Below are 14,828 nucleotides of genomic sequence, written 5' to 3' on the forward strand. Positions count from 1 at the left end.
TTCCCTGCATGAACATCCGGTAAGATATTTTCTTTTTGGAGGCTATCTCTCAAAATCTATCTGGACTAATTTTTTCCCATTAGGCAGCATACGCTCTAAAGTTCCGATTGCATGATAGCCAATTTCAAGCATTGCTTTCTCCAATGCGTGTTCTTCCATTTGGTGATGTACTTGATCTAGCTCGTCAAATACATGCAGATATGGAGAATCTGACACCCAGTTATCCTCCATATTGATCTGAATAATACATGAAACGTACTTCGGATTTACCTGCCTGACTGCCTTCTGAAAGCACTCATATCCAATATACTCAATCAGAAGATTTGCAATAACCATATCTGCTTTTGGTAACTTATCAGTTTCCTCGATCAAATTGATACACAGACATTCTAGAAGCCCATCCAACTCCGGATATCTTTGAACGACTTCCTCCAGATACGAAGAATTGATGTCTACCCCATATACTCTTTCAAATTTATCTTTCTGGATATGCTCAAGACCATTACCGCCCGCAATCCCCAATATTATTACACTAGAAATAGGATAAGCAGAAAATTGACCTTTCATCATTTCATTCATAGCCTGTAATTGCATAACAGAATCAAGTTTCATATGATTTTCATAATCAGATAATGGAATTTCTTCCCACGGATTTTTCATTTTCTCACCTCATCAAATCCTGATTGTCACACTGATTATAGCACACAATCTCTCGATTTCATATCGCGATTCCCTTAAGTACGAAAATTTGTTTACTCCAATTCCGGATCAAGCGCGGGAATTTGGCAGACCCACAGATTTTCTGCGTTGTTAATATATCCACTGAACTGGTATACTGGCTGGTAAAAGCCTTTCGTATCATAAACATAGGCAAGTTCGCATTCTTCTATACACAGTATATCCCCCTGCTGAAATGGCACATATTGCTCAAAATTACCACTCTCTACTTGCACATAAGCCTCATTCGGAGAAATGATATCCTCAGTCGTTACATACTCATTCCAACTTATTTGATAGGAAAGATCAATCACTGTGCCATTTTCATCAAACTGCATCATAACTGAGCCATTCTGAAATGCTTCATCTCCTACGGAAACATCATATTCGGGAGCAACATCCCACCGTAAAGTATCGTTGTTCTGAGCAGAAAATACAGCATTGTCGGGAAGAAGTCCATTTTTTTTCATCCAAGGTTCATAACGGTTTCTGTATTGCTGTACGGTTTCCTCTGTCAGCCGGGCTGCATCCTCCGCAAATGTGGTGTAACTCCATTGTCCGCTGCGGAAGAAAAAATTCATCTGAAACTCGTTGCCATTTGCATCTGTTCCGGTATAAACATAGTCTTCACCTTCTCGGCGTGTGGTATTAGAAAAACTTAAGTTTTCCAATTCAGCAAACCATGATTGTATGTTTTGAATATAGGTTTTATCTTCGGCGTATTTGTTTTTGTAAATAGAAACAGTAGTATCCTTATCGGACAATTTCCGTTCTGTTGTAATCTGAACTGCAGACATATCCTGTTTGACCGCAGGCAGAATGTCCATATTCCCGTAAGGTTGACGATCATAAGCCCAAAATACAACTCCGAGAGCAAGACTGACCACGCAAGGAATCAGAAACACTTTAGCGATCGGAGCGAATCGAATTGTCTTTTCCTGAATCGGCACAAGAATTACCATGATACAGAAATATCCAAAAAGACTTCCGACCGAATTGTGGAACAAATCATCCAATTCAAAGATACCGGTTCCTGTAAAAAGCTGTATGCCCTCAATCAAAGTAGTCAACCCCAAAGAAACCGCCAATGTTACCCAGATTTTTTCCGCTTTTTTCCACAGAAGAGGCAGTAAAAATCCTAATGGGGCAAACATTAACATATTAAAGATGATTAGCTGCAATTCGCTGATCGACCACTTATTCCATGCGTTGGTATAACAACTAAAAAAATCAATATTTATTTCACCAGTGTAATTTGCACCACGGCTCAATGAAGTGAGCCCGAGCACCAGAATCAGCCAACAGCATAAAAGAACCGCACTGACTGCCTGTACTTTGGTAAATGTTTTTTTTCCATGAAATGCCTTTTTGTAAATCAGATAAGCGGAAGCCAAAAGCAGAAAAACTATAATTCCGCCTGCCAGTGCGGGAATTCCCCATCGCAGTATCGCCTGAAAAATCGTAATCATATCCATAATAGAATACCTCCTTAAAAATAATGGCTCTTTGTTTTCGTGTTCATAGTATACCGAAAACAAAGAGCCATTGTTTTAATTTCCTATTGATGAAATCCTAAGAAAATCCTAAGATGAACTTTCTCCTGTCGGGATCGACACAGTAAAGGTTACTGTGTCATTTTCACTTTTTGCACTGATCGTACCTCCATGCAGGACAATAATCTCTTTTGCGATTGCCAGACCGAGACCGGCACCACCAGAATTGCTGCTTCTGGCATCATCCATCCGATAGAATTTCTCAAAAAGCGTTTCCAGTTTCTCTGATGGAATCGTTTTTCCTTGATTACGAAATACGATTTCTACATTCCCGTCATATTCTTCTGCTGAAATCACAATTTCTGTATTTGGATAACTGTATGCAGCAGCGTTCTTCAAGATATTATTAAACACCCTTGCCAGTTTTTCACGGTCACCATAAATAGAAATATCCTCGGTTTCCATTTGTATAACCGATGTGTTTCCATTCTGTGACAGAACAGGTAAAAGTTCATCCGTTAACTGCACAAGCATATAGCAAAGGTCAACATTTCCTTTATTAAGCTGAATTTGCTGTAAGTTATATCTCGTGATTTCAAAGAATTCGTTAATCATTTTTTCCAGCCGGTATGCCTTATCCAGTGTGATGTGCGTATATTTTTCACGCTGTTCTTCCGGCATATCTTTCGCTTCATCCAACAGATTCAGATACCCAATTACCGAAGTAAGCGGGGTGCGAATATCATGAGCCAGATACATAACAAGATCATTTTTTCGCTGTTCTGCAAGTTGTGTATCAAACAAACGCTTTTCCATTGCCTGTTTCAAAGCATTGAGTTTTTGCTCCGTAGCAGTCAGTCCCTTTGACAGGTGAATTTCGGAAGATTCATCTGACAAAAGAGCGTCTAACTGCCTGTCTATATCTTGAAAAGGTTTCGTATATCTCTTGGAGAAAACGAAAATCACAAAAAGCAACAGGATACAGAAGAGTAATTGGATGCCGATAAAAAGCGGATAATTTCCGCCTAACCCATAAGAGCGCAAAATGGCAATGCAAATAAATGCCAGTGCCACACAGACAGCTACACAAAAAAGCCCTAAAAAGACTTTCAGTTGCATTCGTGTATAATCAGAAGTATTTTCATTTTTATTTTTCAATTTTATATCCCACTCCCCATATAGTTTTAATGTATTTTGGATGATCAACCGAATCGTTTAATTTCTCCCGCAAATGGCGGATATGAACGGTAATGGTATTATTTCTTTTACTGTAATACTCATCTTTCCAGATTCTGTGAAACAAGTCCTCTGCACTGATTACAGTGCCTTTGTTTTCAAGAAGAATCTGCAAAATAGTAAATTCCGTAGGAGTCAGTGTAACAGGCTCTTCGTTTAAGTGACACTCGTGAGTTTTGATATTCAGCAAAAGGCCGGAATGCGAAACAATATCTGATTCCTTTTCTTCGGGAAGAGAGGGATTATATCGTTTATATCGCCTAAGCTGTGCTTTTACTCTTGCCACCAGTTCCAACGGACGGAATGGTTTCGTGATATAATCATCAGCTCCGAGAGTCAGACCGGTAATCTTATCGGTTTCCTCATCTTTTGCCGTCAGCATAATGACCGGAAACGTATGATCTTCCCGGATTTTCTGGCAGAGAGTAAAACCATTCATTTCCGGCATCATGATATCCAGTATGGCAAGATCAAGTTCCACTTCTCCCGCGCACGCAAGAGCATCTTTGGGTGAATAGAACTTGAACACCTCATAATTTTCGTTTTTTAAATATACTTCAATCAGATCAGCAATTTCATGCTCATCATCAACCACCATTATTTTATCGGGCATACACTTCCTGCTCCTTTCTGTGAATTATGTATTTTATCATGGCAAAATAAACATTGCTGCAGCTATTCGTCCATTTTCTAAAGGCAATTCCCCATTTAGATTTTACTTGATAGCCTACCCATATAATTACATCTAAATTATAATACTTCGGTGGCCTGCTACAACATCATCCCCATAATATAATCATCATAATATACCCCATTCAATAAAGTAGAATTCTTCTTGCATCCCTCTACCAAAAACCCGAACTTTAGATATATTTCCACTGCTTTCACATTATCCGCCCGTACCTCAAGACTTATCCTGGTGGTGATTCCATTTTCTCTTACCCAATCAATCACCTGACTGATTAACGAAGTTCCAATTCCTCTTCCCTGGTACCTTTTTGCAACAACGATTCCTAACTCTGCATCATGCCTTGACTTAATCTTATGGCTAGACGTGATTGTGGAAAGACCTGCGATCTCTTCACCATCCATCGCAAGCAGTATTGTATTGGTTTCATTTCCTTCAATACTTCTGATCAACGCTGCCTGTTCCTCCACATCCAAAGGATATTCATCCTTCTCAAAACTCATATAGTTTGTTTCTCCTCCAACAATATTAAAGAAGTTAACAATTTTTTCCGCATCATTTTCCTGTGCCGTACGATAAATAATTTTCTCCATCATGTTTCTATGCCTCCCAAAATCAAATTCATTCTACGATTTCTCATTCCAATAGATTCCCTTTTGCTTCTCATTCAACCCTTCCACGAATCTCTTCTTGCATATCAGGAACTCCTCCAAATCCATTAAGATATGATAAAGTATTGCTCTGCTCTCAAACTCTTCCCTGCACTTTGGAAGCGGCTGCTTCTTCATATCCTCGAATATCTGCCCGAGTCGCTCGAGCTGAGGTTCCGGTGGATTCTTTTCGATCACATAATCCATCATATACAGGACATACTCTGCAATAATATTCGCCTGAGCCGGCATATTTCGTATCTTTTTTACCTCATAATGCAGATTATGTAAGATTGTACACTGCTGTTTCCTCATTTCAAAATAGTCAATATAATATCCTGGATGGGATGCAAAGGTATTATCCTGATATTCACAGGCTTCGATAATGAATTGCTTCAGTTCTTCTTCCAGTTCCCGGATATCCGCCCAGACATCCCGCTGCATGTCCTTATTAGACAGATATGCAGCCATCTCTCCCAGCAGCATCTGCAAGCGGTTTTCTGTCGTCCTCATATAGGAAATCAATTCCTTTTTGGAAGTCTCATAATCGTAGAACAGATTCAAGATAACCGCAAGTGTAATCCCTATGACAACCAGCATAACCTCATTCATGATGAATTGTCTGCTGAAATCCATCCTTGTCAGGAAATGTGCACCAATCACAGAATTTACGGATATAGTAGCACCCCATCCGAACGTATCACTGATCATCACCAGAATAAAAACGAATATTCCGTACGCCGCCCATTCATTGCTGATATGCCAGAATAAAATTCCTGACAATACAATCGCAATTACGAGTGTAATCAGACGATATAGAGATAGTTTTACGGTCTCCCACTTGGTCGTTACAATGGTCAGAAGCGCAATCGTTCCGGCTGATATCTCATATTCCAGATGAAGCATCTTCGCAAGAAAGATGGCGGCACTACTTCCCAAGGCAATCTTAACCGCCTTCATTAACCTCTTTTTGAATTTCTTTTTTTCTCCCATCTGTGTCACCTCCTTACAAAAATAATTCACAGTCAATTCTTGTATCTATTATACACTACTTCTGCACATAAAAAAAACTCTGAAAACTACATATTATATGCAATCTTCAGAGTTTTTTACATCTGTAATATATGCGGAATCATTCTTCCTACCGTGAAGAACGCTTGCCAATATGATATTCTGTTTTCATCGCACGCATGATGCCTCTGGATACCACGTCAACCACAAGGAATCCCAATGCAATCGCCAGACAGGTCGCCAATAAGACGACAGTCTCCTCAAATGCCAGCGCAACATTCTTGCTCACACATCCAAACATCATATAATACAGGTTCGGTCCCGGAATCAGCGGGAAAACAGACGCTGTCAGGAAGATAGTAGACGGTGCCTTATTGATCCTGGACATAATAAATGCATAGAATCCCACGAATATCGCAGCAACCAATGTTGCCAGGAAATTACTCGGTTCCAATTCATACACTACAAGATAGATTGCCCAGGTGAAAAAGGCTCCTATACTGGAATACAATACCTGTCTCCCCCGAATCTTGAACCAGAAAGCGAATCCCGTACATGCAATGGTACAAGAGATCAACTGAATCGGAATACTGTGATTCAATATAAATCCTTCTGAAGCCACTCCATCTAAGAGCAACATAGCAAGTGCAATTCCAAATGCAATTCCCGAGGCTCCCAGCATAGAATTCATAATATTGATCGTACCAGATATATAATCTCTTTGTAGAAGTTCCCGGATTCCATTCGTCGTGCCAAGCGCACTAATTAACAGCATAACGATTCCAATCATAATTCGATCCGCATGGCTGCCGATTCCAAGACGCGTCATCGTAATGATGATCACTTCTGAAAGAAATGCCAATATCAGATTGTATATCAGCAGATTGTCTTCTCGTTTGCTCAACCAGCCGCCAACGATGACAATCATCAAAGACACTATGACCGCTACGATCGCATCCATAAGATCGCATCCAAAGAAAACCGCGAATCCAGTGCCACCCATAACACCGGCAAAATACTTGGCTGCCGGATGCTGTTTTTCCCTTCCCATTACTTCCAGATATTTTTCTCTCAGTTCTTTTTCATCCGGCTTGTTCTTGCATACATATCTGGATAGATTATTCAGATAATCCAGACGGTCGTAGTCAACATCCGTATTCTCAATATGACGAATCTGAGTGATGATCTCTCCTTCCGGTGTCTCTACCGTAATCTGTATATTGCTGGGAATTACGAACACATCATATCGCTTAAATCCATAACTTTTACACATTCTGTACAGACTGTCGTCCAGTCTGAAATTCTCCGCACCACTTTGCAGCATTGCTTCTCCGATGTCAAGTATCCCTTGTATAATTCTGTTATAATCCATATAATATTTCCTCTCAAATGTCATTTCCTTTATAAGTCTCAATATGAATCATATCATTGATTTTTTAGAAGTCAACCAAAATCTTATACATATTTTTTATTTTTTCTTACTCTTCTCTTAATCGAAGGAATTACTTGAATTTCCTTTTGCATCACTCTATACTAGATTATATACGAAAGAAACGGGGGGAATCTTTGGGTATGTCAACTTCATCATCAACCCTTATGACCGATGGGGCCATCTGGAAGCGCATTATTATGTTTGCGGTTCCTCTTTTTTGGGGAAATTTGTTTCAGCAACTTTATAACACTGCCGATTCGCTGATCGTTGGAAATTTCATTGGCAACGCTGCTCTTGCGGCGGTCAGTTCATCCGGCAATCTGATCTTTCTGATGGTCGGATTCTTCAACGGAATGGCAATCGGAGCCGGCGTTGTGATTGCCAAGTTCTTCGGCGCACTGGATATTGCGAATCTTCAAAAAGCAATACATACGACCGTCGCTTTTGGACTGATCTGCGGCACAGTCCTTACGGCAGTCGGCGTAATTGCCGCTCCGCAGATTCTGATATGGATGGGAACTCCTGCGGAAGTCCTGCCTAATTCAATTACCTATTTTCGGATTTATTTTGCCGGATCACTGGCATTCGCTATGTACAACTTCTTCGTAGGGATTCTGCAATCGGTAGGAGACAGCCGTCATCCTCTGATCTATCTTGTAATCTCTTCGATTGTAAATATCGTTTTAGACCTGGTACTAATCGCCATATTCCACTTCGGCGTAGGCGCAGCCGCACTGGCTACGGTGATCTCACAGTTCATAAGCGCTTTCCTATGCCTGTGGCAGTTACTGCACAGCCCGGAGGAATTCCGTCTTTCCATCCGTAAGATACGGCTGGATGGCGCAATGCTGAAGCAGATTATCACGAACGGGCTTCCCGCTGGGCTTCAGAATTCCATCATCTCGATCGCCAATGTATTCGTCCAGGCGAATATCAACCAGTTTGGACAAATGGCGGTTGCAGGATGCGGCTCGTATTCCAAGATCCAGGGCTTCGTATTCCTGCCTATTACCTGCTTCTCTCTGGCACTTACCACCTTCATCAGCCAGAATCTGGGTGCAAAACAATACGAACGCGCTAAGAAAGGGACTGTATTTGGCATTATCTGCACACTCATCATGGCAGAACTGGTCGGAGTATGTATCTATACCTTCGCACCGAATCTGATTGCCGCCTTTAACGCTACTCCTGAGGTAGTTGCATTCGGAACTGCCCAGGCGCGTACGGACGCATTCTTCTACTTCCTGCTGGCGTTTTCACACTGTATGGCTGGAATCTTGCGCGGAGCCGGAAAGTCTACGGTTCCTATGGTAGTCATGATGGTATGCTGGTGTATCATCCGCATCAGTTACATATCAATTGCAGTCAGAATCATACCGGATATTCAGATGATCTTCTGGGCTTATCCGCTGACTTGGCTCTTAAGTTCTGTTACATTTTTCATATATTATCGGAAATCCGACTGGATTCATGGTCTGGAGAGAGGATAATCTCCAGACCATGTACAGCACATATTTCTCTTACCACCTACAGGACCTGCCAATGGCAGTTCCCTCCGGATGCTTGGGCAACCTACAGGACCTGTCATTGGCAGTTAGAATTCCTTCCCTGCAAGGATCTCCTGATAATCCTTATAGTTCTTTTTAAGAAGTGCCGGTGTATCCAGCCCATATGGACACTTGGACTTACACTTTCCACACTCCAGACAATCTTCAATCTTCTTCATCTTTGCCTGTGCCTCTTCTCCCAGATGTGCCGCAGACGGCGAACGTCTGAGAAGAAGTGACATTCTGGCACAGTTATTAATCTCTATTCCCACTGGACATGGCATACAATATCCGCATCCCCTGCAGAAATCTCCCTGCAGTTCCAATCTGTCCTTCGCAATCCTCTCAGCAATCTCTCCTTCCATCTTCGGCGGATTCTCCTGATAGGACAGGAATTCATCCAACTCACTCTCCCTTTGGATTCCCCAGATTGGAAGTACATTGTCATACTCGTTCATGAACGCATACGCCATATCAGACTGATTGATCAAGCCTCCTGCCAACGCCTTCATAGCAAGGAATCCCATATCCTTCTCCTTGCACATATGGACCAGTTCAATCTCCTGATCCGAGCTTAAGTAACTGAACGGAAACTGTAAGGTATCATAGAGACCGCTTTCAATCGCCTCTTTCGCAACTGCCAGACGATGATTCGTAATTCCGATAAACCGGATCTTCCCCTGCTTCTTTGCCTCCAGCATCGCATCATATAATCCGTCTTCGCCGCCTGGCTTCGGACAGAACGGCGGATTGTGGAACTGATAGACATCCACATAATCCGTCTGAAGCATCTTCAAAGACTCCTCCAGATCCTTCCAGAACCCTTCCGCATCCATAGCCGTCGTCTTCGTTGTGATGTAAATCTCCTTACGCACATCCGAAAGCGCATATCCAATCTTCTCTTCACTGTCCGTATACATCCTGGCCGTGTCAAAAAGGCGTACCCCGTGCTCATAAGCCTTCTTAAGGATTCCAGCTGCATCCTCCTTACTGATTCTCTGAATCGGCAATGCACCGAACCCGTTCTTATTCACCGTAATCTCCATTCTCCCTAATCTTACTGTATCCATATTCTTCCTCCCTTCATACCGATACGCTTCTTATCCTTTTAAGCCTCTCGCCTGCCTGTCCATATCCTCTACGACAATATCAAAAATCTCTCCAAGAGTCGCACAGTATTCCAGCACCTTCCATGGCTCATTGGTATGATAATGGATCTTGATTAATTCCTCATCACCCACAGCCAACAGACAATCCCCCTTAAAATTCTCCGTAAAATAATCACTAATCACATCTTCGTCAAGGTCTTCCCCTTCAATTAACAGTTGTGTATCATATCTGTACTCAAGCATATCCATTCTCCTTTCAAACACACACTTTCACACATCCACCTATGCATATGCAAATCCACTATTTCTATAATACCACACAACTGCATAACTTTAAAACCCCATCCTTGCACCGTCCACTTCCAATCCCCCATTTTTCTCCACAAAATTCCTCTACTCTACCTTCCTCATTCTCTCCACAACACTCACTTGATTCATCTTCCTATAACAGATCAAAGGAACCAGAAGTACCACAACCATCAGCACCGGTATACACACAATCACTGGCAGCACCGTAAACTTCCACGTAAAGAAGAAGAACCCTTCTCCAATATTACGAACTACAGTCACACTCAAGATCCCGCTCAGCAGGATCGCACAGATACTTGTAAATACCGCATAATATCCCCCTTCAAAACACAGCATCTGCTTTAACTGTTTGCCCGTCATGCCAACCGCTTCCATCATTGCGAATTCCTGTTTCCTGGACAACACGGATGTAATCATCGTATTCACAAAGTTCAGAATCCCGATCATTGCAAGAATCAATGCCAGCAGACCGCCAATCATCACATACGTATTTTTATAGGAATCGAATTCTTCTACAATCTTCGCTTTTGAAGTATAAGTAAGATCTGCATTTACATTCTCGCAATAATCTGCCATCCACGCTTCCATTTTCTCTTCCTGCTCTTTCTCGACATTAAAAATTGTACGCATGGGATGCTGATCTCCCATCAAATCCAGATACTCCTCCTCCGGAAGAATATAATTACATTCAAACATACCGAAATGCTGTATCCCGCAGGAATAGGGCATTTCTGCCACCGCCAGTACTTCATATTCCCGTCTCTCTCCCGCTTCATTGCAAACCGTCACTTTCTCACCCGGTTTAAAAAAGTCAACCCCCTCTTCATCGCTGGTCCGAAACCTGGTCGTAATTACATAGTTCCCTGTCGAAAATTTCTCCCAATCCAAATCACCCTCGGGATTCTCCAGTTTATTCATTACCATTTCGCTAATTCCGTATACTTTGCCATCAACGAATCTTTCTTCCCGCCAGACATCAAGCATTCCTTCCTCATCATTAGTTGTCATCTCTTCAAGTTCTGCCCTGGTATCCGGATTATCAAAGATCCTTTCCTCAATCAAAGCAAACTCTTCATCTGTAAACCAGGGATCTATTTCTTTCAGATAAATATTCCCTGTTTCTTCTATCCCTTTCTGCTTTTTCAATTCATTTAAAAACTCTTCCGTCACGCCATCTGTTACGATCATATCATACGCTACAGACAGATTATCCAGCGTCGCATCTGCAACTGAGAAATCGCTCACCGTCATGGATGATACGAATTTGTCCATGTCAAACCCCTGTATCAGACTATAGATACTGTTGAGAATGACCAATGCCAGCGAGAGAGATGCGACCACTACGATAACTTTCTTTCGGTTTCTCTTCACATTCTGAATCGCCATCGTTTTCGGACTTACTCGTTTTGTCTTCTTAGTCTTCAGAGATTTCTTCTTCTGGTTAATCTCATTTTGCCCTTCCGTATATCGTACAGCCTCAATCGACGATACTTTTGAAGCAATTCTGCACGGTTTGATACAACTTATATATACGGTCATCAATGAAAACAAAGCTGCTCCAAGGAATATCCATACATTCAGTACCACCTTCGTATCCGTTGTTCCGGTAAATGTAAGTTCTCCCATAATTACCGGCAGCAGCACTTTTCCAATGCCAGCCCCAACCACCAGTCCAATCGGGATTCCATATAAGGACAACATGAACGCCTGCCGACGCACAATCTTACGAAGCTGCCTTCCCGTTGTCCCAATCGTCTTCAACAAGCCATAATATTGGATATCATGATATACATTAATATAAAAAATGTTATATATAATCAGATATCCCGATGCCAGAATTACCAAAAAGAGACTTAAGACTGTAAGCACTACTTCTATGTCCATGGAATCTCCCATATATGCCCAGTTAATTCCAGTATCTACATGCTCCGGGAATCCGCAACGCTTGGTTAATTCCGCCGCCTGCTTCTCCAGATTAAAACTATGCTTAAAATTAAAATCCGCCATAATGCGCCCCGGATAATCAGAAGCATCAATCTGATGATCCATGGCAGATGTAGTTGGCGTTGGTGCCACCGCATTCGCATACGCTTTAGACACTGCGGCAATCTGTACCTGGGAGATTGTGTCCCCTCTAAAATATCCGCTTAACGTAAAGGTCTTCTCAATCGTCTGATTTCCCACTTGCAATACCAGCGGAACCTTAGCCCCGATCTCGCAGGGAACGCCAAGTTTTTCTAACACCAGATCGCTTGTGACAATCTCGTCTTCTTTCTCAGGCATATGCCCCTCTTCCGGATAGCAGAAAGAAAACTTTGCATCCAGATCTTCATAGTAACTGACTTCCGTATGAAGTTTCAGCAGTTCCTTATTGACGGCATCTCCTACTGCAATACGGTAAGAAACTTCTTTTAGTTCCTTATCCTGTTTTACAATATCGTATTCTTCCCTGGTCAGATATTTATAACCTGCATGGGCGCTCCCACCCACCTGACGCATCGTCGCCTCCTGCGACTTCTTCACCAGACTCCCGCCTACGGTGAATACAGAAGTAAAAAGAACCGTTGTCAGAGCGATTGCCAGTACCGCTATCATATTCCTGCCCTTTCCGGCTTTTCTTGTCTGATCGGCAATTTTACGGATTACACGCTGATTCTTTACCCTACTCATCCGCCTCACCGCCTTTTAAACTTCTGTCATTGTCTGAGATTCTGCCGTCTCCTAAGATTCTTCCATCTTCAATCCGGATAATACGGTCTGCCAGTTGTGCAATCTCCTCGTTATGGGTAATCATTACGATAGTCTGCCCGAACTTCTCTCCTGTGACTTTCAACAGTCCCAACACATCCTGGCTGGTTCTGGAATCCAGATTGCCTGTCGGCTCATCCGCCAGAAGAATGGTGGGCTTCGCCGCAAGCGCTCTTGCTATGGCAACTCTCTGCTGCTGGCCTCCGGAAAGCTGGCTTGGAAGGCTCTCAAGTTTCTCTTTTAACCCAAGCACTGCAATCACACGATCTACATATGCTTTATCTACCGTATTTCCATCCAATTCAATTGGCAGCACAATGTTCTCATATACATTCAGCACCGGCACCAGATTATAGCTCTGGAATACGAATCCTATCTTCCTTCTTCGAAAGACACATAATGCATCATCCTTCAACGCTGAGATATCCTTATCGTCCACAAATACCTTGCCTGATGTGGGACAATCCAGACCTCCCAGCATATGAAGAAGCGTTGACTTTCCACTTCCACTGGTTCCCACGATTGCAAGAAATTCTCCCCGTTCTACCTTCAGGTTCACGCCGTCTAAGGCTTTGACCTGATTTTCTCCAGTTCCATAGTATTTTTTCAGATTGTCTGTCACTAATACTTTCACCTTATCACCTCCCGCTGCCCTGTGTTCTTATCATATAGAAAAGAGGACAGCAACTTCATATTTCTTTACTGTCCTCATTATATATTCCTGTTCTTACCACACTCTTTCCGGAATCTAACAGATCTGAAAGAATCTTTGTAAAATCTATACCTTTTCTTTATACACTGTCACGCTGTAAATATAGAATGAATTCAGCGCCTTTTTGGGGCTTAGACTTCACCTTAATATAGCCATTCTCTTTTCTTAGAATCTCCCTTGTAAGATACAGCCCGATTCCTACACCGTCCTCCTGCTGTACCTCTTCTGCCCGGTAGAATCTTCCGAAGATCTTCGCCGTATCCTCTTCCTTAATCCCAATTCCGGAATCTTTCACAGATATGGCGGTATACAGTTCATATTCCGTAACGGATACTACAACCTGACTTCCAGAAGCAGAATACTTCACTGCATTATCCAGTACATTTCCCAGTGCTTCCTTCGTCCATTTCATATCATAGCAGGCGATTCCTTCATCATGATATGTATTCAAGACCCCCACATTCTTCTTTTCCGCTTTGGGCATAATATCTTCAATCACCGTATCCAGAAGCCGGCTTATCTTTTGGCTCTTCGGCTGTACTTCTACAATATTGCTCTCAAGCCTTGACATCTTTGTCAGTGATTGAATCAGGAATTCCAGTTTCTCCGTCTGACGGATGATCTCCCCCAGTATTCTTAAGTCCTTCTCTCTATTACAAAGGATTTCTTCCCGATTCGCTCCGTTCTCTGACTGCAGACTCTCCTCCAATAATGATGCATACAACTTAATATTCGCCATCGGCGTCTTCGTCTGATGAGAGATATCCGAAACCAGTCCTTTTACACTTTCTTTTTCCTTCTCCAGATTCTCTCTGGATATTACGGATGTTCCCAGAAAATGCTTCCACTTCGCTTCTACCTTTGAAAGTTTAGATTCGTCATAATCCGACTCGCAGAAAGTTCCTGCGATTGCTTCATCCAGCATCTGGTCTAATCGATCCAGTGTTCTACGTCCTAACATCTTATTCTACTTCCTTACTCCACTTCCTTTTTCCACATATACCCCTGCCTGTATACTGTCTGTATATATGAAACTCCATCTTTTTTATCCTCTAATTTGCTTCTAAGACGGTTCACCGTAACGGACAACGCATTCTCATCTACATATTCTCCGCCGTCACTCCACAGTCTGTCGATCAAAACACTTCGGGTCAGAATCCTTCCCCGGTTCTCCAG

The 14,828-nt window shown here is 42.3% G+C and carries 14 protein-coding genes and 1 pseudogene; 1 reads left to right on the forward strand and 14 read right to left on the reverse strand.

Features of this window, described 5'->3' with window-relative positions:
• Window positions 1-42: 42 nt before the first annotated feature.
• The 8 genes and pseudogenes from ACQRBN_RS15515 to ACQRBN_RS15550 all read right to left on the reverse strand — a co-directional run bounded on the left by ACQRBN_RS15515 (window position 43) and on the right by ACQRBN_RS15550 (window position 7,167).
• Window positions 43-660 (reverse strand): class I SAM-dependent methyltransferase, encoded by a 618-nt coding sequence (locus ACQRBN_RS15515; protein WP_427739956.1) that lies wholly within the window; start codon window positions 658-660, stop codon window positions 43-45.
• 92 nt (window positions 661-752) lie between these two features.
• Window positions 753-2,192 (reverse strand): VanZ family protein, encoded by a 1,440-nt coding sequence (locus tag ACQRBN_RS15520; protein ID WP_427739957.1) that lies wholly within the window; start codon window positions 2,190-2,192, stop codon window positions 753-755.
• A 108-nt stretch (window positions 2,193-2,300) separates the two neighbouring features.
• On the reverse strand, window positions 2,301-3,329 hold the full coding sequence (locus ACQRBN_RS15525; RefSeq protein WP_427739969.1) for a sensor histidine kinase: 1,029 nt from the start codon (window positions 3,327-3,329) through the stop codon (window positions 2,301-2,303).
• Window positions 3,330-3,357: 28 nt separating this feature from the next.
• Window positions 3,358-4,059 (reverse strand): VanR-ABDEGLN family response regulator transcription factor, encoded by a 702-nt coding sequence (vanR, locus tag ACQRBN_RS15530; protein WP_427739958.1) that lies wholly within the window; start codon window positions 4,057-4,059, stop codon window positions 3,358-3,360.
• Window positions 4,049-4,204 (reverse strand): annotated as a pseudogene (rhuM, locus tag ACQRBN_RS15535) (RhuM family protein); the annotation flags it as partial. The gene vanR and the pseudogene rhuM, both read right to left, overlap by 11 nt.
• A 13-nt stretch (window positions 4,205-4,217) precedes the next feature.
• Window positions 4,218-4,730, reverse strand: coding sequence for an N-acetyltransferase family protein (locus ACQRBN_RS15540; protein ID WP_427739959.1), 513 nt, complete (start codon window positions 4,728-4,730; stop codon window positions 4,218-4,220).
• 30 nt (window positions 4,731-4,760) lie between these two features.
• The gene (locus ACQRBN_RS15545) at window positions 4,761-5,777 is read right to left on the reverse strand and encodes an aromatic acid exporter family protein (protein ID WP_427739960.1); all 1,017 of its coding nucleotides are present in this window, start codon (window positions 5,775-5,777) and stop codon (window positions 4,761-4,763) included.
• 148 nt (window positions 5,778-5,925) lie between these two features.
• Complete coding sequence (locus tag ACQRBN_RS15550; RefSeq protein WP_427739961.1) at window positions 5,926-7,167, reverse strand: threonine/serine ThrE exporter family protein; 1,242 nt, start codon at window positions 7,165-7,167, stop codon at window positions 5,926-5,928.
• A 200-nt stretch (window positions 7,168-7,367) separates the two neighbouring features.
• Here ACQRBN_RS15550 and ACQRBN_RS15555 point away from each other — a divergent pair, with 200 nt between their 5' ends.
• A complete protein-coding gene (locus ACQRBN_RS15555; RefSeq protein WP_427739962.1) occupies window positions 7,368-8,717 on the forward strand; it encodes an MATE family efflux transporter in 1,350 nt (449 codons plus the stop codon).
• Between the two features lie 104 nt (window positions 8,718-8,821).
• On the opposite strand, the gene ACQRBN_RS15560 is transcribed toward ACQRBN_RS15555, so the two are convergent.
• The 6 genes from ACQRBN_RS15560 to ACQRBN_RS15585 form a co-directional block, all read right to left on the reverse strand.
• A complete protein-coding gene (locus ACQRBN_RS15560) occupies window positions 8,822-9,844 on the reverse strand; it encodes an aldo/keto reductase (RefSeq protein WP_427739963.1) in 1,023 nt (340 codons plus the stop codon).
• A gap of 30 nt (window positions 9,845-9,874) precedes the next feature.
• On the reverse strand, window positions 9,875-10,126 hold the full coding sequence (locus ACQRBN_RS15565; protein WP_427739964.1) for a kinase to dihydroxyacetone kinase: 252 nt from the start codon (window positions 10,124-10,126) through the stop codon (window positions 9,875-9,877).
• Window positions 10,127-10,276: 150 nt separating this feature from the next.
• Window positions 10,277-12,862 (reverse strand): ABC transporter permease, encoded by a 2,586-nt coding sequence (locus ACQRBN_RS15570; protein WP_427739965.1) that lies wholly within the window; start codon window positions 12,860-12,862, stop codon window positions 10,277-10,279.
• Entirely contained in the window at window positions 12,855-13,574 is a 720-nt protein-coding gene (locus tag ACQRBN_RS15575; RefSeq protein ID WP_427739966.1) for an ABC transporter ATP-binding protein, read from the reverse strand. Before ACQRBN_RS15575 ends, ACQRBN_RS15570 begins: the two co-directional genes overlap by 8 nt.
• A 157-nt stretch (window positions 13,575-13,731) precedes the next feature.
• On the reverse strand, window positions 13,732-14,613 hold the full coding sequence (locus ACQRBN_RS15580; protein WP_427739967.1) for a sensor histidine kinase: 882 nt from the start codon (window positions 14,611-14,613) through the stop codon (window positions 13,732-13,734).
• A 14-nt stretch (window positions 14,614-14,627) separates the two neighbouring features.
• Window positions 14,628-14,828, reverse strand: a 201-nt coding sequence (locus tag ACQRBN_RS15585; protein ID WP_427739968.1) for a winged helix-turn-helix domain-containing protein, incomplete at its 5' end; no start/stop codon positions are given.

Source organism: Bariatricus sp. SGI.154, assembly GCF_050313795.1.
In the GTDB taxonomy this organism is placed as follows: Bacteria; Bacillota; Clostridia; order Lachnospirales; family Lachnospiraceae; genus CAMBRQ01.

Excerpts from the sequence above, each read along its gene's own strand:
- ACQRBN_RS15515 (WP_427739956.1), bottom strand. The coding sequence starts at position 660 with ATGAAAAATCCGTGGGAAGAAATTCCATTATCTGATTATGAAAATCAT.
- ACQRBN_RS15520 (WP_427739957.1), bottom strand. The coding sequence starts at position 2,192 with ATGGATATGATTACGATTTTTCAGGCGATACTGCGATGGGGAATTCCC.
- ACQRBN_RS15525 (WP_427739969.1), bottom strand. The coding sequence starts at position 3,329 with ATGCAACTGAAAGTCTTTTTAGGGCTTTTTTGTGTAGCTGTCTGTGTG.
- vanR (WP_427739958.1), bottom strand. The coding sequence starts at position 4,059 with ATGCCCGATAAAATAATGGTGGTTGATGATGAGCATGAAATTGCTGAT.
- ACQRBN_RS15540 (WP_427739959.1), bottom strand. The coding sequence starts at position 4,730 with ATGATGGAGAAAATTATTTATCGTACGGCACAGGAAAATGATGCGGAA.
- ACQRBN_RS15545 (WP_427739960.1), bottom strand. The coding sequence starts at position 5,777 with ATGGGAGAAAAAAAGAAATTCAAAAAGAGGTTAATGAAGGCGGTTAAG.
- ACQRBN_RS15550 (WP_427739961.1), bottom strand. The coding sequence starts at position 7,167 with ATGGATTATAACAGAATTATACAAGGGATACTTGACATCGGAGAAGCA.
- ACQRBN_RS15555 (WP_427739962.1), top strand. The coding sequence starts at position 7,368 with ATGTCAACTTCATCATCAACCCTTATGACCGATGGGGCCATCTGGAAG.
- ACQRBN_RS15560 (WP_427739963.1), bottom strand. The coding sequence starts at position 9,844 with ATGGATACAGTAAGATTAGGGAGAATGGAGATTACGGTGAATAAGAAC.
- ACQRBN_RS15565 (WP_427739964.1), bottom strand. The coding sequence starts at position 10,126 with ATGCTTGAGTACAGATATGATACACAACTGTTAATTGAAGGGGAAGAC.
- ACQRBN_RS15570 (WP_427739965.1), bottom strand. The coding sequence starts at position 12,862 with ATGAGTAGGGTAAAGAATCAGCGTGTAATCCGTAAAATTGCCGATCAG.
- ACQRBN_RS15580 (WP_427739967.1), bottom strand. The coding sequence starts at position 14,613 with ATGTTAGGACGTAGAACACTGGATCGATTAGACCAGATGCTGGATGAA.